This window comes from Streptomyces alboflavus (genome assembly GCF_000716675.1).
In the GTDB taxonomy this organism is placed as follows: Bacteria; Actinomycetota; Actinomycetes; order Streptomycetales; family Streptomycetaceae; genus Streptomyces; species Streptomyces alboflavus.
In genome coordinates, this window is record NZ_JNXT01000022.1 from 74,271 (window position 1) to 93,018 (window position 18,748).

General features: G+C 71.7%; 14 protein-coding genes, 1 pseudogene and 1 riboswitch. Of the genes and pseudogenes, 4 read left to right on the forward strand and 11 right to left on the reverse strand.

What is annotated here, in order from left to right:
- The first annotated feature begins 171 nt into the window (after positions 1-171).
- Complete coding sequence (locus OO63_RS18435) at positions 172-1,659, forward strand: M1 family metallopeptidase (RefSeq protein WP_030360419.1); 1,488 nt, start codon at positions 172-174, stop codon at positions 1,657-1,659.
- Between the two features lie 64 nt (positions 1,660-1,723).
- On the opposite strand, the gene OO63_RS18440 is transcribed toward OO63_RS18435, so the two are convergent.
- Complete coding sequence (locus tag OO63_RS18440) at positions 1,724-3,121, reverse strand: peptidase C39 family protein (RefSeq protein WP_030360420.1); 1,398 nt, start codon at positions 3,119-3,121, stop codon at positions 1,724-1,726.
- Between the two features lie 231 nt (positions 3,122-3,352).
- On the opposite strand from OO63_RS18440, the gene OO63_RS18445 reads away from it, so the two are divergent.
- On the forward strand, positions 3,353-4,048 hold the full coding sequence (locus OO63_RS18445; protein WP_030360421.1) for a uridine kinase family protein: 696 nt from the start codon (positions 3,353-3,355) through the stop codon (positions 4,046-4,048).
- 452 nt (positions 4,049-4,500) lie between these two features.
- On the forward strand, positions 4,501-6,372 hold the full coding sequence (locus OO63_RS18450; protein WP_030360422.1) for an AAA family ATPase: 1,872 nt from the start codon (positions 4,501-4,503) through the stop codon (positions 6,370-6,372).
- Between the two features lie 137 nt (positions 6,373-6,509).
- On the opposite strand, the gene OO63_RS18460 is transcribed toward OO63_RS18450, so the two are convergent.
- The 10 genes and pseudogenes from OO63_RS18460 to ribD form a co-directional block, all read right to left on the reverse strand.
- A complete protein-coding gene (locus tag OO63_RS18460) occupies positions 6,510-7,604 on the reverse strand; it encodes a hemolysin family protein (RefSeq protein ID WP_030360423.1) in 1,095 nt (364 codons plus the stop codon).
- Positions 7,601-9,040: a hemolysin family protein gene (locus OO63_RS18465; RefSeq protein ID WP_078619212.1), complete on the reverse strand. Its 1,440-nt coding sequence runs from the start codon at positions 9,038-9,040 to the stop codon at positions 7,601-7,603. The genes OO63_RS18460 and OO63_RS18465 overlap by 4 nt, the downstream gene beginning before the upstream one ends.
- Positions 9,041-9,413: 373 nt before the next feature.
- Positions 9,414-9,902: pseudogene (locus OO63_RS18470) on the reverse strand (PH domain-containing protein); the annotation flags it as partial.
- 19 nt (positions 9,903-9,921) lie between these two features.
- Positions 9,922-10,770 (reverse strand): ATP phosphoribosyltransferase, encoded by an 849-nt coding sequence (gene hisG, locus OO63_RS18475; RefSeq protein ID WP_030360426.1) that lies wholly within the window; start codon positions 10,768-10,770, stop codon positions 9,922-9,924.
- Positions 10,771-10,894: 124 nt separating this feature from the next.
- Positions 10,895-11,167 carry a phosphoribosyl-ATP diphosphatase gene (locus OO63_RS18480; RefSeq protein WP_030360427.1) on the reverse strand — a complete coding sequence of 91 codons (273 nt, stop codon included), beginning with the start codon at positions 11,165-11,167 and terminating at the stop codon, positions 10,895-10,897.
- A 13-nt stretch (positions 11,168-11,180) separates the two neighbouring features.
- Positions 11,181-11,687, reverse strand: coding sequence for a 6,7-dimethyl-8-ribityllumazine synthase (gene ribH / locus OO63_RS18485; protein WP_030360428.1), 507 nt, complete (start codon positions 11,685-11,687; stop codon positions 11,181-11,183).
- 46 nt (positions 11,688-11,733) lie between these two features.
- The gene (locus OO63_RS18490) at positions 11,734-13,065 is read right to left on the reverse strand and encodes a bifunctional 3,4-dihydroxy-2-butanone-4-phosphate synthase/GTP cyclohydrolase II (protein ID WP_030360429.1); all 1,332 of its coding nucleotides are present in this window, start codon (positions 13,063-13,065) and stop codon (positions 11,734-11,736) included.
- Positions 13,062-13,724 (reverse strand): nicotinamide mononucleotide transporter family protein, encoded by a 663-nt coding sequence (locus tag OO63_RS18495; protein WP_030360430.1) that lies wholly within the window; start codon positions 13,722-13,724, stop codon positions 13,062-13,064. Before OO63_RS18495 ends, OO63_RS18490 begins: the two co-directional genes overlap by 4 nt.
- A complete protein-coding gene (locus OO63_RS18500; protein WP_051810976.1) occupies positions 13,721-14,368 on the reverse strand; it encodes a riboflavin synthase in 648 nt (215 codons plus the stop codon). The genes OO63_RS18495 and OO63_RS18500 overlap by 4 nt, the downstream gene beginning before the upstream one ends.
- The gene (ribD, locus tag OO63_RS18505; RefSeq protein ID WP_428835927.1) at positions 14,369-15,688 is read right to left on the reverse strand and encodes a bifunctional diaminohydroxyphosphoribosylaminopyrimidine deaminase/5-amino-6-(5-phosphoribosylamino)uracil reductase RibD; all 1,320 of its coding nucleotides are present in this window, start codon (positions 15,686-15,688) and stop codon (positions 14,369-14,371) included.
- A gap of 203 nt (positions 15,689-15,891) precedes the next feature.
- Positions 15,892-16,022, reverse strand: a riboswitch (FMN riboswitch).
- A gap of 289 nt (positions 16,023-16,311) precedes the next feature.
- Here ribD and OO63_RS18510 point away from each other — a divergent pair.
- Positions 16,312-18,636, forward strand: a complete 2,325-nt coding sequence (locus OO63_RS18510) for a chitinase C-terminal domain-containing protein (protein ID WP_030360433.1) — start codon at positions 16,312-16,314, stop codon at positions 18,634-18,636.
- Positions 18,637-18,748: the final 112 nt, after the last annotated feature.

Sequence of the window (18,748 nt, forward strand, 5' to 3'; positions counted from 1 at the left end):
CCTCCCCCGGCCGCACTGGCAGTGGACATTCCCCCCACTGGCGTCTTCCACCTTGCCAGCCGTGCCCGCAATTGTGGGAGAGACGTTGGTCACCCGTCACCACAACTGCCGCGGATCGCCGTGCGTCTAAGTCGGCGTACGTCCGCGCAGCATCCGACCGAAAGGTTTCCGATGAGCTCGACCAGGACGCCCCGCCGCAGAAACACCGGAGCGCGACTCGCCCTCGCGGCAGCCGTGACGGCGGCGGCCGCCCTCACCGGACCGGTCTCGTACGCGACTCCCGCCGCGGCGGAGAAGCCCTCCCCCGGGGCCCCGGGGCTCGGCGACCCGATGTTCCCCCTCGACGGCAACGGCGGATACACCGTCGACCGCTATGTCCTGGACTTCGACTGGCAGGCCCCGAAGACCCCGTTCGCGGCGTCGGCCACCATCAAGGCGACGGCCACCCAGTCCCTGTCCCGCTTCAACCTCGACTTCGGCGGCAACACCCTGCGCGCGGTCACCGTCGACGGCAAGGCGGCCACCACCTCGCGCGACGGCGACGAGCTGACCGTGACGCCGAAGTCGCCCATCGCCAAGGGCCGCGCCTTCACGGTCGAGGTCACCTACACCGCCGACCCCACCCAGACCCGGCACCGCGACGACGCCATCGAGGACTACGGCTGGATCCCCACGCCCGACGGCACGGTGGTCTACCCCCAGCCCAACGGCGCCCGTCTGATCTTCCCGGCCAACGACCACCCGAGCCAGCGCGCCCCGATCACCTTCCGGATCACCACGCCGAAGGACCGCACGGCCGTCGCCAACGGCAAGCTGACCAGCAAGAAGAAGGTGTCCGGCGACCGGGTGCGCTGGACGTACGACTCCGAGCAGCCGCTGTCCACGCAGCTCGTGCAGCTCGCCGTCGGCAAGTTCACGATGGTCGACTCCACCGGCCCCGGCGGTCTTCCGCTGCGCGACATCGTCCCGGACGCGCTGGTGGAGCCGACCGCGAAGTACCGCAAGCTCACGCCCGACCACCTCACCTGGCTGGAGCAGAAGCTCGGCAAGTACCCCTTCAACCGGTACGGCCTCCTGGTGGGCGACACCGACCTCGCCGTCGCCCTGGAGACCCAGACGCTCTCCCTCGTCCCCAAGGCCGACCTGCTCGGCACCCAGGTCGACGCCGAGCGGAACCTGGTGCACGAGCTGGCCCACCAGTGGTTCGGCGACAGCGTCGCCCTCGCGAGCTGGTCCGACCTGTGGGTCAGCGAGGGCCACGCCCGCTTCTACGAGCGCATGTACTCCGAGGAGCACGGCGGCGACAGCTTCGAGGCCGCGATGAAGGCCGCGTACAAGGCGCACGACCAGTGGCGCCGCGACTTCGGCGCGCCCGCGGAGCCCACCGAGCCGAACCTCTTCAAGCGCATGCGCTACGACGGCTCGGCGCTCGTGCTCTACGCGCTGCGCGAGCAGGTCGGGGACGCCACGTTCCAGAAGATCGAGCGGGCCTGGGTGACCCGGTACCGCGGGAGGACCGCGAGCACCCAGGACTATATCGACCTCGCGTCGAAGGTCTCGGGCCAGGATCTGGAGGGCTTCCTGAAGCCGTGGCTGTACGGCGCGAAGACCCCGCCGATGCCGGGCCATCCGGACTGGGTGGTGGACCCGGCGACCTGAGCCGGGGGCTCCCCCGGTCGTTCTGCGTACGGGCCCCGTCCCACCAGGACGGGGCCCTCTCCCCTCAGCGCACGCCGACGGCGAGCAGCGCGCGCACCTGCTCCTTCGTGCGGTGCACGGGGAAGTACAGATAGCAGACCCCGCCGGTCCCCGAGACCACCGTCCCCTGGGCGTTCCTGCGCTTGGTGCGGAGCCAGATGTTCTCGAACTCCCGCCTCTTGTAGACGCGGCGGACCGCCGGGTTGCTCGGCGACGCCGGGTCGTTGGCGATCACGTCGCCGCTCCGGGTGAAGCCGATGACGGTCATGAGGTGCCCCGCCGTGCCGTAGCCCGCCCCGGTCAGCTCCTCCTTGAGGAAGGACTGCGAGGTGATGGCCGGAATGCCCGCCCGGATCAGCGTCTCCAGGTCGGTCAGCGAGCCGAGCCGGGTGACGACGCCCTGCATGTCCTCGTACGTCGCCGCGTAGGCCGCGTTGAACGGCCAGTTCCCACAGCCGCCGTACTGGTAGTCGTAGGTGAACCGGGCCGCGTGGCACACCTGCGGGTCGGCGAAGGCGGGGTCGACCCAGGCCAGGTCCCCGGCCGTCGGCCTGCGCCCCCAGTACTCCAGGATCATCTGCGACGACGTGGGGCTGCACCAGGCCTCGCCGCCGTTGTCGTACTCCGGGTACTGCCCCTTGTGGATCTCCTGCGAGTAGCGCGGCACCTTGAGCTCCTTGGCGAGCCCGGGTGCGGCGGCGGGCACCGTGAAGCGGTCGGGCACCGCGGAGGCCATCGCGCCGAGCCGCCACACCGTGGGCGTGAGCGCGCTGCCCGGCGTGCGGTACAGCGTCAGCCGCAGCCGGTACGCGACCACGCGCGGGCCGCTCGCCGTGTCGTCGACGGACAGCGTGTCCGTCCAGACGGACGTCTTGCCGTCGGACTGGTCGTCCACCGAGGTGCGCCGGATGACGGCGGCCCCGGCGCCCTCACGGTCGTCGCCCGAGTTCCAGCGGCCGAGGACGTACCAGGGGGACGTGGTGCCGTCCGAGTAGGTCGCCTCGATCTCGACCTGGATCCAGGTGCCGGTGGGGGTGCGGGCGTTCCAGGAGGCGATGGCCTCCGTGGCGGGGGTCGCGGGGCGGTGCGCGGGCCCGGTCCACTGGGCGTACTCCCAGGTGGTGGTCCGGCCGGTGTGCGGGTCGGTGTAGTCGGTCGTGCCCGCGGGCTCGGCGATCTCCACGCCGGCGCGACCCTTGGCGACGACGCGGGTGCCGTGCGACGTTCCGGAGCCCCAGTCCTTGCGGGACACCCAGAAACGGTTGTCCACCAGGCGCTCCGCACGGGGCGGGCGGCGCCGGGACGCGGGGGCGGCACCCGCGGGGGTCACGGTGGCGGCCGTGGCCGCGACGGCCGCCAGGGCCGCGGCTCCGGCCGCCGTGGTGAGGATTCTTCTGCGGGACATGCCTTCAGCTTGGTCCATGGACGGGGACCCCCAGTCGATGGGTTCCGGCCGCGGCCGGAGAGTCATGGTCAGGTACACGACAGTGCGCCAACTATGGCCGTACGCCGAGGGGTTCTGCCAGGGATCCGCACCCGACGGCGCCGACCAATATTGGCCTCTACCACTGGTATGACCTGCGGCAGCGCACTGAACCGCACACGCGCCCCACGATCCGCGCCCCGCGCGCCCCGGCCCGTAGGCTGGCCCGCGATGACCGATACCCGCCGCCCCGCACCCCTCCCCGACCGCCCCGGCCGCCCCGATCACGCCGATCACCCCGGCCTCGCCCGCCTCGCCCGCGCCGTGCGCCGCCTGCCGCCGTCCTGCGGCCCGGTCCGGCTGGTCGCGGTCGACGGCCACGCGGGCTCCGGCAAGTCGACCTTCACCGCGCGGCTCGCCGAGGCACTCGACGGCGCCCCGGTGCTCCGCCTCGACGACATCGCGAGCCACGCCGACCTGTTCGACTGGACGGACCGGCTCCTGCGCCAGGTCGTGGAGCCGCTCTCCCGGGGCGAAACGGCGCACTATGCGGCGTACGACTGGCACGCGCGCCGCTTCGGCCCTGCCGACCGCCCGCTGCCCGCCGCCCCCGTCGTCCTGATGGACGGTGTCGGCGCGGGCCGCCGGGTGCTACGGCCGTTCCTGGCGGGCCTGCTGTGGATGGACCTGCCCCGCAGCGCCTCCTGGGCCCGCGGGCGCCGACGGGACGGGCCGGCCCTGAGCGGCTTCTGGGACGGCTGGGAAGCGGCCGAACGACGCCATTTCGCCGAGGACCCGTCCCGGCCCTTCGCTCAGTTGCTCGTACGCGAGTTGCCTGTGGGGTACGAGTTGCTCGCGGGGTCCGACGAGGCGGCAGCACTGACCCAAATCGTCACTCAGGGTGAAGGTCCGTCGGCAGCGCGCTGAACCTGCCGACGACAGCTTCAGGACCGCGTGGCCAGTTTCCGAGAGTGCCCCAACTCGGCTTGACCCAGGGGCCTTACAGGACTTACGTTCTCAATGTGCGGCCTTTCGGGTCGCCCACAGACGCGAAGCCCCCGGTTGTTCCCCCGTGATCGGGGGCTTCGTTCTGCCCTCAGCCCCGCATTTCCCGGCGCCAAGAGCCGCCGATCGCTCACCCTGGGTCACCATCGGGCCTCGTCTTGTCAGCCGCCCACAGGAGCCCCCGCCGGAGATCCAACGCTGCGGCACCCTACGGCCGAACCCTCCCACGCAGGTACGATGCATCGTGGTGCGACTTCGGACGGCTGCTACGCGCACCGCTTCAACTCCCGTCCGCAGCACGGCGGTTCAGCTCAGTTGCCGGCGGGCACCGGCCCGGTGGTACACAAACGGGGGCACGGTTTGTGGGGGACGTGATGGACTTCGGCACCCAGGGCTCAACGGCCCCGGCGGACCTCGCCTGGCTGCGGGGCGTCGACGCCTACACCATGGGCGCCTATCCGCAGGCCGAGGAGGAGTTCCGGGCTGCGGTGCGCATGGACCCGGGCATGGCGGACGGCTGGCTCGGGCTGCACGCGCTGCGCATCGACACAACGACCGCGCTGCTCAGGATGTTCCAGCACCGGGACCGCTTCGGCGAACAGCGCGCCCGGCATGTGCGCACCCTCAACTCCTGGTACTGGCTGGGATGGTGGGTGCAGCCCGTCCTCGAGTCCACCCGCGACCTGCTGCTCGCGCACGCCTCGCACTGGCTGGACGGCCGCCATGTGCCGGAGCTCGACCGGGCCCTCGCCGGACTGCCGCCGGTCGACGCCGACGCGCAGGTGCGTTTCCTGCACGCCTGCCGCGCCTACCTGGTCAAGGACTGGGAGCAGCTGGTGCGGCACACCGACCCGCTGATCGACGACGCGATGCTCGGCATCGAGGCGGGCCTCTTCGGCGGCATGGCGCGGGTGCGCCTGGAAATGTACGGCCAGGCCGAGCCGCTGCTCTCGGCCGCGCTGATGCGCTGCCGCAGCGAACAACCGCAGCGCAAGGAGCTGCGCTACTGGCTGGCCCGCGCGCACGAGGGCACCGGCCGGTCCGCCGCCGCCCTTCCGCTGTACCGCGCGGTGCACCGCGTCGACCCCGCCTTCATGGACACCTCCGCGCGGCTCGCCGCCATCTCCGAGGGCGACGGCTACGACGACGCCGCCGACCTGGCCGCGATCTCCCTCACCGGCGTCGGCCAGGACGCCCTCGACGGGCCCGACGGCGTGGACGCGCTGTTCGGCGCCGAGGGCCGCGACCTGAAGGTGACCGAGCCCGAACTGCCGCCCGGCGGCGGCCCGCCCGACGCCGACACGGTGCGCGAGAAGGCCGTCATCCCGATCAAGCCCGCGCCCCGGCAGCCCCCGACCGGGCCCACCGACCCGGCCCTCCTGGAGCAGGCGCTGGCGGAACTGGAGCGGATGGTCGGCCTCGAACCCGTCAAACGCCAGGTCAAGGCGCTCTCCGCGCAGCTGAACATGGCCCGCTTCCGGGCCGCGCAGGGCCTTCCGGTGCAGCCGCCGAAACGACACTTCGTCTTCTCGGGCCCCTCCGGCACCGGCAAGACCACCGTGGCCCGCATCCTCGGCCGGGTCTTCTACGCCCTCGGCCTTCTCGGCGGCGACCACCTCGTGGAGGCCCAGCGGGCCGATCTGGTCGGCGAGTACCTGGGCCAGACCGCCGTGAAGGCCAACGAGCTGATCGACTCGGCGATCGGCGGCGTCCTCTTCGTCGACGAGGCGTACTCCCTGTCCAACTCCGGCTACGGCAAGGGCGACGCGTACGGCGACGAGGCCCTCCAGGTCCTCCTGAAGCGGGCCGAGGACAACCGCGACCACCTCGTGGTGATCCTCGCGGGCTACCCCGAGGGCATGGACCGGCTGCTCGCCGCCAACCCCGGGCTCTCCTCCCGCTTCACGACGCGCGTCGACTTCCCCTCGTACCGGCCCCTGGAGCTCACCGCGATCGGGCAGGTCCTCGCCGCCGACAACGGCGACGTGTGGGACGAGGAGGCCCTGGACGAGCTGCGCTCCATCAGCGGCCACGTGGTCGACCAGACGTGGATCGACGAGCTGGGCAACGGACGCTTCCTGCGCACGCTGTACGAGAAGAGCTGCGCCTACCGCGACCTGCGGCTCTCCGGCTGTCCCGGGGCGCCGACCCGCGCGGACCTGTCGACCCTGCGGCTGCCGGACCTCATGCAGGCGTACGGGGAGGTCCTGTCGGGGCGGGGGCCGACGGACCCGGCAGGCGCCTGAGCCGGGCGTGGGGCCGAGCACCTGAGCCGAGCGCTCGGGACGGCGGCGAGGCCGAGGCGGTACGGGTCGTGCCCGACCGCCCCGACCGCCCCGACCGCCCCGACCCACCGGCCCACCGGCCCACCGGCCCACCGGCCTCAGCCGACCAGCTCCTTCCCGCGGACGTCCCCCGCGCCCCGGCTCCGCACCGCGTGCGCCACCGGGGGCACCGCCACCCGGTGCGCCGGATCGCGGACCTCGCCGACCAGGAGTTCCAGGACGTCCTCCAGGGCGACGAGGCCGAGCACCTTGCCGGACGCGTCGGCGACCTGCGCCAGGTGCGTCGCGGCGTGCCGCATCACGGTCAGGGCGTCGTCCAGGGGGAGTTCGGCGCGCAGGACCGTCATCTGGTGCCAGACGTGCTGGGGCACCGCGCGGTCGGTCTCCTCCAGGTCCAGGACGTCCTTCACGTGCAGATAGCCCATGAAGGCACCGGTCTCCGCACGCACCGGGAACCGGGAGTAGCCCGTGCGCCCGGTGAGTTCGACGACCTGCGCCGGGGTGACCGAAGGGCCGACCGTGACCAGGGAGGCACGGTCGAGCAGGACGTCCGTCACCGGCCGCGAGCCCAGTTCGAGGGCGTCCTCGAGGCGCTCCTGCGCGTGCGGGTCGAGGAGACCCGCCTGCCCCGCGTCCTCCACCAGACGGCCCAGCTGCACGCTGGTGAAGACCGCCTCCACCTCGTCCTTGGGCTCGACCTTGAACAGCCGCAGGATCAGCCGGGCGCAGGCGCCGAGCGTCACCGTGACCGGCCGGCACAGGCGCGCGAACGCGACCAGGCCGGGGCTGAGCCACAGCGCGGTCCGCTCGGGCGCCGCCATCGCGAGGTTCTTCGGGAGCATCTCGCCGATGACGAGGTGCAGGAAGACGACGACGGCGAGCGCGATCACATAACCGAGGGGGTGGATCATGCCCTCGGGCAGGTGCACCGCGTGGAAGAGCGGTTCGAGCAGCCGCGCCACGGTCGGCTCCGCGACGGCGCCGAGCGTCAGCGAGCAGACGGTGATGCCGAACTGGGCAGCGGCCATCATCTGCGGCAGGTGCTCCAGGCCGTACAGGACCTGGCGGGCCCGCTTGGAGCCCAGCGGCTCGATCTGGCTGCGGCGCACGGACACGAGCGCGAACTCGGCCCCCACGAAGAAGCCGTTGGCGAGGACGAGCAAGAGCGCGAACAGGAGTTGGAGGGCGCTCATCGGGCGCCCTCCGCGACCATGGCGCCCACCCGGTCCGCGGCCCCGTCGGCCGCATCAGCCGCGTCGGCCCCGTCGGCCCCGTCGGCCCCGTCGGCCCCGTCGGCCCCGTCGCCGCGAGCCTCTGCCGGGCCCCCGGTCCGCACCAGGCGCACCCGCTCCGCGCGGTAGTGCCCGACCTGGCGGACCGCGAGCCGCCAGCCCGGGAGTTCGGCGCGGTCGCCGGGCGCCGGGATGCGGCCGAGCAGATCGGCGACGAGTCCGGCCACGGTCTCGTAGGGCCCCTCGGGCACGTCGAGTCCTATGCGCCGCAGGGTGTCGACGCGGCAGCCGCCGTCGGCGTCCCAGACGGGTCTGCCGTCCTCGGGCGGGGCGGCGGCGAGGTCGGGCAGGCCGTCCTGGTGGTCGTGCTCGTCGCGGACCTCGCCGACGAGTTCCTCGACGATGTCCTCCAGGGTGACCACCCCGGCCGTGCCGCCGTACTCGTCGACGACCACCGCTATCGGCTGCTCGCTGCGCAGCCGCTCCAGGAGGGGCTGCACGGGCAGCGTCTCCGGGACGAGCAGCGGGGACTTGGCGATCTTCCCGACGGGGGCGCGCAGCCGCTCGTGCGCGGGGACCGCGAGGGCGTCCTTGAGGTGGACCATGCCGACGACCTCGTCGATCCGCTCGCGGTAGACCGGGAAACGGGACAGGCCGGTGGCCCGGGTCAGGTTGACCACGTCCTCGGCGGTGGCGGAGGACTGCAGGGCGCTGACCTTCACGCGGGGCGTCATCACGTGCTGCGCGGTGAGCTCGCCGAGCGAGAGCGTGCGCACGAACAGGTCGGCGGTGTCCTGCTCAAGCGCTCCGGCGCGGGCCGAGTGCCGGGCGAGGGAGACCAGTTCACCGGGGGTGCGGGCGGAGGCGAGCTCCTCTGCGGGCTCGACCCCGAGCGAGCGCACCAGGCGGTTCGCGACGGAGTTGAGCCCGGCGATCACCGGCCGGAACAGGCGGGAGAAGGCGGCTTGCGGGCCCGCGACGAACCGCGCGACCTGCAACGGCCGGGATACCGCCCAGTTCTTGGGCACCAGCTCGCCGATCACCATCTGCACCGCGGAGGCCAGGAGCATGCCGACGGCGACCGCGACCCCGGAGACCGCCCCTTCCGGTATGCCCGTCGAGGTGAGCGGGCGGGCGAGGAGGTGCGCGAGGGCGGGCTCGGCGAGCATGCCGATGACGAGTGAGGTGATGGTGATGCCGAGCTGGGTGCCCGACAGCTGGAAGGACAGCTCCTTCAGGGCGCCGACGACCGTGCGCGCCCGGCGGTCGCCGTCGGCGGCGGCCTTCTCGGCGTCGGGCCGTTCCACGGTGACGAGGCCGAACTCGGCCGCCACGAAGAAGCCGTTGGCGAGGATCAGCAGGAAAGCCGCTCCGAGGAGCAGCAGGGGGATGGTCATGATGCCGCCGCCTCGCCCGGTGCTCGGGTCCCCGTATGTCGGGAGGGGGCGGCGCAGGTACTACAGGACGATCCGTCCATCGCCGGAGAGGGTCACTCCTCGGTTAGCAGGAGCCCCGTACCGGCCGCGCCGGCCGTCCGGGGCGGGGCGGCACGTGGTGTCCGCCCCGCATCCAGATTAATCAAGACAAGCGCCGACGCGTCAGTTCGGGATCCCCCGAGTCCTCCCGGATTCCGGCCCGGAGGGGATCCCCCGGTCCGTGCCGGTGTTCCCGTAGGGGCCGTCAGTCGGCGTCGGTGGCCCGGGAGTTCCCAGCGTCTCCTGAGTCCCCAGCGTCCCCGGAGTCCCCAGCGTCCCCTGAGTTCCTGTCCGTATCCGCGGAGCCTTCGGCCTCGCTGCCGGAGCGCGCGTCGACCAGGGCCCGCAGCGCGCGGGCGTCGCTGATGGCACGCTGCTTGGCGATGCCCGGCTGGATGCCGAGGGCGGGCAGGCTGGTGCCGTCGGTGAGGTCGAGGAACACCCAGGGGTCGCCGGGGCGCAGATTGACCCGGACGATCTCGGCCCACTCCAGGCGGCGGCTCGTGGCGATGTTGACGACCGTCACGCCCGTCTCGTCGGCGACCACCTTGGGCCTGCTCAGCAGGACGAGCGCGCCGAGCAGCAGCGCGCCGGTGAAGACGAAGCTGGTCCGCTCCCCCGGGCTGAGGTTGGGCAGCAGCACGGAGATCACGACGAGGGCGACGAAGACCGCGGCCCCGGCGGTGAGCAGCACCGCCCGGGTGCGGGCGGGCCGGAAGGTGACGGGCAGGGCCTGCGCCGGGGAGGAGGCGGGCCGTTCGGGCTTGGCAGTCATGGCAGTCATGTCGGTGGCTCTGGCCCGCTCAGAGGCGGCAGGCGTGGATGGCCGTGGTGAGGATGGCGCGCGCCCCGATGGCGTACAGGTCGTCCATGACCCGCTGTGCGTCCTTGGTGGGGACCATGGAGCGGACCGCGACCCAGCCTTCGTTGTGCAGCGGGGAGATGGTCGGCGACTCCAGGCCCGGGGTGAGCGCCACGGCCTGCTCCAGGTGCTCGGCGCGGCAGTCGTAGTCCATCATCACGTACGTCCGGGCGACCAGGACGCCCTGGAGGCGGCGCAGGAACTGCTGCACCTTGGGGTCGTCGGCCTCGGCGCCGGTGCGCCGGATGACGACGGCCTCGGACTTCATGATCGGGTCGCCGAAGACCTCGAGGCCCGCGTTGCGCAGGCTGGTGCCGGTCTCGACGACGTCCGCGATGACCTGGGCGACACCCAGCTCGATGGCGGTCTCGACGGCGCCGTCGAGGTGGATGACGGAGGCGTCGATGCCGCTGTCGGCGAGGTGCTTGGCGACGATGCCCTCGTAGGAGGTGGCGACGGTGCGTCCGGCCAGGTCGTCGATGCCCTGCGCGGTGCCGGGCTTGGCGGCGAAGCGGAAGGTGGAGCGGGCGAAGCCGAGCGGCAGGATCTCCTCGGCGTTGGCGCCGGAGTCGATCAGCAGGTCGCGTCCGGTGATGCCGATGTCGAGCTTGCCGGAGGAGACGTAGATGGCGATGTCGCGCGGGCGCAGGTAGAAGAACTCGACCTCGTTCTCGGGGTCGACGAGGACGAGTTCCTTGGACTCCTTGCGCTGCTGGTAGCCGGCCTCATGGAGCATCGCCGACGCAGGTCCGGACAGTGAACCCTTGTTGGGGACGGCGATGCGCAGCATGAGGTCGGATTCCTTTGCGTGAGGAGTGCGTGCGGACGTGCGGAGAAGGAGATCGGTGAAGGATCAGTGAAGGAGACGTGCGCTCCGGAGCGGCGCACCCGGCGCGCGCTCCGGAGAACGCGCTCTAGAGATGGGCGTACACGTCGCTGAGGGAGATGCCGCGGGCGACCATCATCACCTGTACGTGGTACAGGAGCTGGGAGATCTCCTCGGCGGCGGCTTCCTTGCCCTCGTACTCGGCGGCCATCCAGACCTCGGCGGCCTCCTCGACGACCTTCTTGCCGATGGCATGGACGCCCTTGTCCACCAGCTCCGCGGTGCGGGACGTGGCGGGGTCACCGTTGGCGGCCTTGTGCTGGAGCTCGGTGAAGAGTTCCTCGAAAGTCTTCTTGGACATGATGTCGTTCACTCTACGCGCCCGCGCCCCGGCCCTGCCGCCAGGGCTCGGCGATCGTGCGGAGCGTGGCCGCCGTGGCCACCGCGGCGGTGACGGCTTCGTGCCCCTTGTCCTCGGTCGAGCCCTCGATGCCCGCGCGGTCCAGGGCCTGCTCCTCGGTGTCGCACGTCAGCACGCCGAAGCCGATGGGCACACCGGTGTCGACGGACACCTGGGTGAGGCCCTGGGTGACACCCTGGCAGACGTACTCGAAGTGCGGGGTGCCGCCGCGGATGACGACGCCGAGGGCGACGATCGCGTCGTAGCCGCGGCCCGCGAGGACCTTGGCGACGACGGGCAGCTCGAAGCTGCCGGGCACGCGAAGGAGTGTCGGCTCGTCGATGCCGAGCTCGTGCAGGGCGCGCAGGGCGCCGTCGACGAGGCCGTCCATGACCTGCTCGTGCCACAGGGCGGCGACGACGGCGACCCGCAGGTCACCACAGTTCTTCACGCTCAGTTCGGGGGCACCCTTGCCGCTCACGCGCTTCTCCTCGGGGTGTGTCGGGGCTCTGTTCGGATGGCTTGTGCTACTGGTTGCCGCAGGCGGACATCTCCGGGGTGTCCAGCCAGGGCAGGTCGTGGCCCATGCGGTCCCGCTTGGTCCGCAGGTAGCGCAGATTGTGCTCGCCGACGGTGACCGGCATGGGCTCGCGCGCGGTGACCTTCAGGCCGTGCCGGGCGAGGGCCTCGGTCTTGTCGGGGTTGTTGGTGAGCAGGCGCAGGCTGCGGACGCCGAGGTCCTCCAGGATCTGGGCGCCGGCGCCGTAGTCGCGGGCGTCGGCGGGCAGGCCCAGTTCCAGGTTGGCGTCCAGGGTGTCGCTGCCGCGCTCCTGGAGTTCGTAGGCGCGCAGCTTGGAGAGCAGTCCGATGCCGCGCCCCTCGTGGCCGCGCAGATAGACCACGACGCCGCGCCCGGTGTCGGTGACGCGCCGCATGGACTCCTCCAGCTGCGGCCCGCAGTCGCAGCGCAGGGAGTGGAAGACGTCGCCGGTCAGGCACTCGGAGTGGATGCGCACGAGAACGTCCTCGCCGGTGCCGATGTCGCCGTGGACGAGCGCGACGTGCTCGACGCCGTCGACGGTGGAGCGGTAGCCGTACGCGGTGAACTCGCCGTAGGACGTGGGCAGTCGCACCTCGGCCTCGCGGCGGACGGTGGGCTCGGCGGTGCGGCGGTAGGCGATCAGGTCCTCTATGGAGATGATCGTCAGGCCGTGCCTGCGGGCGAACGGCACCAGTTCGGGCAGCCGCAGCATCCGGCCGTCCTCACCCGCGATCTCGACGATGGCCCCGGCGGGCCGCAGCCCCGCGAGCCGGGCGAGGTCGACGGCGGCCTCGGTGTGCCCGTCGCGCACGAGGACGCCGCCCGCCTTGGCGCGCAGCGGGAAGATGTGGCCGGGCCGGACGAAGTCGCTCGCCTCGGCCTTGCCGCTCGCGAGGAGCTGGAGGGTGGTGGCGCGGTCGGCGGCGGAGATGCCGGTGGTGACGCCGTGCGCGCCGCTCGCGTCGACGGAGACGGTGAAGGCCGTGCTCATCGACTCGGTGTTGTTCTCGACCATCTGCGGCAGGTGCAGGCGTTCGAGCTCGTCGCTCTCCATGGGCGCGCAGATCAGGCCGCGGCACTCGCTCATCATGAAGGCGACGATCTCGGGGGTGGCCTTCTCGGCGGCGATGACGAGGTCGCCCTCGTTCTCGCGGTCCTCGTCGTCGACGACCACGACGGGGCGGCCTGCCGCGATGTCGCGGATGGCCATCTCGACCGGGTCGAGGGAGAGGTCCAGGACGAGGTCCTCGGTGCGGGCGGCCGGGCGCGCGGGCGTCGGCTCCTGGTCCTCGGGCGTGGGCGTGGGCTGAGCGGTCATGCCGGGGCTCCTTCCAGAGCGGGCCGCTGCCGGTCGGCGGGCTGCCGGGTGCGCAGCCACCAGTCGCGCAGGCCCCACAGGACGAGGGCGAGGTAGACGACGTACACGAACCCGGAGAAGGCGAGTCCGCTGGAGAAGGCGAGGGGCACGCCGACGATGTCGACGAGCAGCCAGGCGAACCAGAACTCGACCAGGCCGCGGGCCTGGGCCACCATCGCGGCGAGGGTGCCGACGAAGATGTAGGCGTCCGGCCAGGGGTTCCAGGACAGTTCGGGCAGGGCGGTGAAGAGCGCGCCGACGGCGAGGGTGCCGACGGCGGTGCCGGCGAGCAGGACGCCGCGCTCCTTCCAGGTGGCGAAGCGGACGGCGATGGAGCCGTCCTGCGCGGCGCGGGCGCCCCGCGTCCACTGCCGCCAGCCCCACAGGGCGACGCCGATGACGAGGAGCTGCTTGCCGACGCCGCCGGAGAGCTGCGCGGAGGCGTACGCGGCGACGAGGACGACGCCGGACAGGAACTGGGCGGGCCAGGTCCAGATGGAGCGGCGCCAGCCGAGCGCGAGGGCGATCAGGCCGATGCTGTTGCCGACCATGTCGGACCACATGATGTGCTGGCCGAAGGCGGTGAAGGCCTCGGAGTTCAGCCAGTCGAACGTGCTCACTTCGCCGCCTCCCCTGCCGTCGCCCCGGCGTCGGCGGCCTGCGCGGACGGCACGACGCCCGCGCCGAGCAGCCGCTCCACGTACTTGGCGATGACGTCGACCTCGAGGTTGACCGGGTCGCCGGGCTGCTTGCTGCCGAGCGTGGTCAGGGCGAGGGTCGTCGGGATCAGGCTGATGGTGAAGTAGTCGGCCCCGGCGTCGACGACGGTCAGGCTGACGCCGTCGACGGTGATGGAGCCCTTCTCGACGACGTAGCGGGCGAGTCCTTCGGGCAGGGAGACCTTGACGATCTCCCAGTTGTCGGACGGCTTGCGGTCGACGATGGTGCCGGTTCCGTCGACGTGCCCCTGCACGATGTGGCCGCCGAGGCGGTCGCCGACGGCGGTCGGGCGCTCCAGGTTGACCTTGGAGCCGGGCACGAGGACACCGAGGCTGGAGCGGTCGAGCGTCTCGGCCATCACGTCGGCGGTGAACTCGTCGTCCTCGTGCTCGACGACCGTCAGACACACGCCGTTGACGGCGATGGAGTCGCCGTGCTTCGCGCCGTCGGTGACGACGGGGCCGCGCAGCCGGAAGCGGGACGCGTCGCCCAGGTTCTCCACGGCGGTGACTTCGCCCAGCTCTTCGACGATTCCGGTGAACACTCAGTGCTCCTTCGTTCCGGGTCCCGCGACGGTCGCGGTGATACGCAGATCGGGTCCGAGCGCGACGCATTCGCGCACGTCGAGGCGCAACGCCTCGGTGAGGGTGGTGATTCCGCCGCCGCTGAGGGCGGCGGGGCCCGCGCCGAGCAGCGTGGGCGCGAGATAGCCGATGACGCGGTCGACGGCGCCGGCGGCCACGAAGGCTCCGGCGAGCGTCGGACCGCCTTCGAGCAGCACGGACCGCACGCCGCGTGCGTGCAGTTCGGCGAGCAGCGCGTCGATGTCGAGGCCGCCCGGGGTGCCGGTCGGCGCGGGGCGCTCGGCGGGGGCGGCCGGGCGCCGTTGTGCGCGGTAGGCGCCGCCGCTGGCGGTGAAGCGGTGTTCGAGGCGGTCCTCTTCGTCGTCGGCGCCCTGTTGTCCGGATCGTCCGGACGGCGCCGAAGCGTCGGCGCCGTTCCCGGCCGCGCGCGGGACGCGCTCGACGTACGGCAGGTGCGCGGCGTCCGCGTGCTGGTCCGCGTACGGGAGGTGCACCGTGTCCACGCCGGGCAGCGGCTCCACGCCCTCGGCGACGGCCACGAGCGTGGGCGCCGCGTCGTCGAGGACCCGGGCGCCGGGCCGCACGGCGGTGCCGTGGGTGTCGACGACGACCCGCAGCGGCTGCACGACGCCGTCGGCGCCGTCCACGCCGTCCGCACCGTCTGAGAGAAGGGCGCCGCGCACCGCGAGGTGCGGGTCGTCGGCGCGCTGGGTGCCGGAGCCGACGACGACGGCGTCGCACTCGGCGCGCAGCCGGTGCACGTCGGCGCGGGACGCCGCGGAGCTGATCCAGCGGCTGCTGCCGTCGGCGGCGGCGATACGGCCGTCGAGCGTGGCCGCGTACTTCCAGGTCACGTGGGGGCGGCCGGTGCGGACCGAGGTGAGCCAGGCGGCGTTGACCGTCTCGGCCTCCTCGGCGAGCAGGCCGGGCTCGACGTCGACTCCGGCCGCGCGGAGGGTGGCGGCGCCGCCGGTCGCGTCGGGGGTGGGGTCGTCGACGGCGTACACGACGCGGGCGATCCCGGCGTCGAGGAGGGCCTGGGCGCAGGGGCCGGTGCGGCCGGTGTGGTTGCAGGGTTCGAGGGTGACGACGGCGGTGCCGCCGCGGGCCTTCTCTCCGGCGGCGCGCAGGGCGTGCACTTCGGCGTGCGGTCCGCCCGCCTGCTGGTGGTAGCCCTCGCCGACACTGGCGCCGGTGGCGTCGAGGATGACGCAGCCGACGACGGGGTTGGGGCTCGTGAACCCGAGTCCGCGCGCGGCGAGCGCGACGGCGCGTCGCATGGCGACTGCTTCGGCTGCGGTGGCCACCGGGTCCTCCTGCCTCTTCGGGCACGGACTCCGGGGCTGTCGATGACGACGACTACGTACGAGCGGAACACCGGCATGGATCGTCGCCGGAGTCGCCGGACGTCGAAAGAGACCGGTCCCTTGGCGGAACCGAGCAAAGACGACGAGGCGACACACATGACACATGTGTCCGCTCGCCGCGCACTGCCTCCCATCCGGACTTTCACCGTCGGTCCAGGAGTTTCACCTGGTCAACCGACCGCTGGAGGCGGCCGGGTCGCGGACTTTAACCGCCGGTTCGGAATTGCACCGACCCCGGAGTGCGCTGCTTCTGGTACCCGACCAGTGTGCCACGCCTGGTCAGGGCCGTGCAGGGGAGATCCTGTGGGCTGGCTCACAGGCGCCTGTCACCTCCTCCGGCCCTCCGACGCCGCCCTTTACCCCATCCCCGGCAGCACCACCCCCAGGAAAAGGGATTGGTCCATACCTATTGACGCACTGGTCTAGTCCTCTTAACGTCTGCGTCACTCCGAGGAGAGGCCCGCCCGGCGTGCGCACGCCGTGGGCCGCCGTCCCCGTTCGTTGTGCGACACCGAGCCTCCCCAGGAGGAACCGACGTGCCCACCCCCACCCGAGCGAGAGCCACGCTCCTGGCAGCCGGCGCAGCGGTCGCCGGACTGCTGATGAGCACCCTCGCCGCGACGACCTCGCACGCCGCCGACAACGAGTCCTGCCGTCCCGACGGCCTCTACAAGACCCCCGGCGTCGACGTCCCCTACTGCTCCGTCTACGACGCCGACGGCCGCGAGAAGATGGGCGCCGACCACCAGCGCCGCGTGATCGGCTACTTCACCGGCTGGCGCACCGGCAAGAACGGCGAGCCCGCCTACCTCGCGTCCGACATCCCCTGGGACAAGGTCACCCACCTCAACTACGCCTTCGCGCACATCGGGAGCGACAACAAGATCTCCGTGGGCGGTGACGGCGAGAAGAACGCCGCCACCGGAATGACCTGGCCGGGCGTCGCGGGTGCGGAAATGGACCCCGCGTACTCCTACAAGGGTCACTTCAATCTGCTGAATAAGTTCAAGAAGAAGCACCCGGACGTCAAGACCATGGTCTCCGTGGGCGGTTGGGCCGAGACCGGCGGTTACTTCGGCGACGACGGCAAGCGCGTGAACTCCGGCGGCTTCTACTCGATGGCCACCAACGCGGACGGCTCGGTGAACCAGGCGGGCATCGAGACCTTCGCGGACTCCACCGTCGCGTTCATCAAGAAGTACGGCTTCAACGGCGTCGACATCGACTACGAATACCCGACGACGATGAAGGACGCGGGCAATCCGCTGGACTGGCAGCTCGCCAACGGCCGCCGCGCGGGCCTGGTCAAGGGCTATGCCGTCCTGATGAAGACGCTGCGCGAGAAGCTGGACAAGGCCGGTGCCGCCGACGGCAGGCACTATCTGCTTACCGTGGCCGCGCCGTCGTCCGGATATCTGCTGCGCGGCATGGAGACCTTCCAGGTCCAGAAGTACCTGGACTACGTCAACATCATGTCGTACGACCTCCATGGCGCCTGGAACGAGTACGTCGGCCCGAACGCCTCCCTCTACGACGACGGGAAGGACGCCGAACTCGCGGCGGCGGGGGTGTACGGCAGCCAGCAGTACGGCGGGATCGGATATCTCAACACCGACTGGGCCTATCACTACTTCCGCGGTTCGATGCCCGCGGGCCGCATCAACATCGGCCTGCCTTATTACACGCGCGGTTTCAAGAACGTGCAGGGCGGCACGGACGGGCTCTGGGGCAAGGCGGCGTCGACCGACTGCCCGGCCGGTTCCGGGCTCACCAAGTGCGGTGACGGGGCCGTCGGCATCGACAACCTGTGGCACGACAAGGACGACAAGGGCAAGGAGTCGCCCGCCGGGTCGAACCCGATGTGGCACGCCAAGAACCTGGAGAAGGGCGTCGTCGGCGACTACGTCACCAAGTACGGCTTCCCGGCCGACACCAAGCTCACCGGCACCTATGCGCGCAAGTACGACTCCAAGCTCGTCGCGCCCTGGCTGTGGAACGCCGACAAGAAGGTCTTCCTGTCCACCGAGGACGAGCAGTCGGTGAAGGCCAAGGCCGACTACGTGGTCGACAAGGGCATCGGCGGCACGATGGTGTGGGAGCTCGCCGGTGACTACACGTACAACTCCGCCAAGGGGCAGTACGAGATCGGCGACACGCTGACCACGGCGATGTACGACAAGTTCAAGTCGGCGTCCCCGTACGGCGCGAAGGTCGCGGGCAAGGACCTGCCCGCCAAGGCCGTCGACATCGGCGTGGAGTTCGGCGACTTCAAGCTCGGTGACTCCAACTACCCGATCACACCGAAGCTGAAGATCACCAACAACACGAAAACGACCCTCCCGGGCGGTACGGAGTTCCAGTTCGACTACTCGACCTCCGCACCCGCCAACGCGTCCGACCAGTCCGGCTTCGGCACGAAGGTGATCAGCACCGGGCACACCGGCGACAACGTCGGCGGCCTCAAGGGCGACTTCAACCGGGTCTCCCTGAAGCTGCCGGCCTGGCAGACGCTCGCGCCAGGGGCGTCGGTCGACCTGTCGTTCAACTACTACCTGCCGGTGTCGACCCCGTCGAACTGGACCGTGAACATCAGCGGTACGACCTACGGGCTCGCCGGTGACCTGGCGCGCGGCACGACCGTCGTCGAACCCGGCACGGGCACCGGCCCCACCGACCCGCCGGACCCGACCGACCCGCCCGGCAAGTGCACCGCGCCCGCGTGGAGCACGTCGTCCGAGTACGGCTCCGGGACGACCGTGTCCCACAAGTCGCACCAGTGGAAGTCCAAGTGGTGGACGAAGGGCGAGGAGCCCGGGACCACCGGCCAGTGGGGCGTGTGGCAGGACCTGGGAGCCTGCTGACCCCTCCCCTCAGACGCCCGGCGGCGGGAAGAACCGCCCTTGCCCCGCCGCCGGGCTCACCAGCGCGCCCCGACGGGGCGCGGGGCTGTGCCGATGTGCGGCTCGACCGCGC

Bases quoted from the DNA above. Each gene is read 5' to 3' on its own strand.
- OO63_RS18435 (WP_030360419.1), top strand. From the start codon at position 172: ATGAGCTCGACCAGGACGCCCCGCCGCAGAAACACCGGAGCGCGACTC.
- OO63_RS18440 (WP_030360420.1), bottom strand. From the start codon at position 3,121: ATGGACCAAGCTGAAGGCATGTCCCGCAGAAGAATCCTCACCACGGCG.
- OO63_RS18445 (WP_030360421.1), top strand. From the start codon at position 3,353: ATGACCGATACCCGCCGCCCCGCACCCCTCCCCGACCGCCCCGGCCGC.
- OO63_RS18450 (WP_030360422.1), top strand. From the start codon at position 4,501: ATGGACTTCGGCACCCAGGGCTCAACGGCCCCGGCGGACCTCGCCTGG.
- OO63_RS18460 (WP_030360423.1), bottom strand. From the start codon at position 7,604: ATGAGCGCCCTCCAACTCCTGTTCGCGCTCTTGCTCGTCCTCGCCAAC.
- OO63_RS18465 (WP_078619212.1), bottom strand. From the start codon at position 9,040: ATGACCATCCCCCTGCTGCTCCTCGGAGCGGCTTTCCTGCTGATCCTC.
- hisG (WP_030360426.1), bottom strand. From the start codon at position 10,770: ATGCTGCGCATCGCCGTCCCCAACAAGGGTTCACTGTCCGGACCTGCG.
- OO63_RS18480 (WP_030360427.1), bottom strand. From the start codon at position 11,167: ATGTCCAAGAAGACTTTCGAGGAACTCTTCACCGAGCTCCAGCACAAG.
- OO63_RS18490 (WP_030360429.1), bottom strand. From the start codon at position 13,065: ATGACCGCTCAGCCCACGCCCACGCCCGAGGACCAGGAGCCGACGCCC.
- ribD (WP_428835927.1), bottom strand. From the start codon at position 15,688: ATGCGACGCGCCGTCGCGCTCGCCGCGCGCGGACTCGGGTTCACGAGC.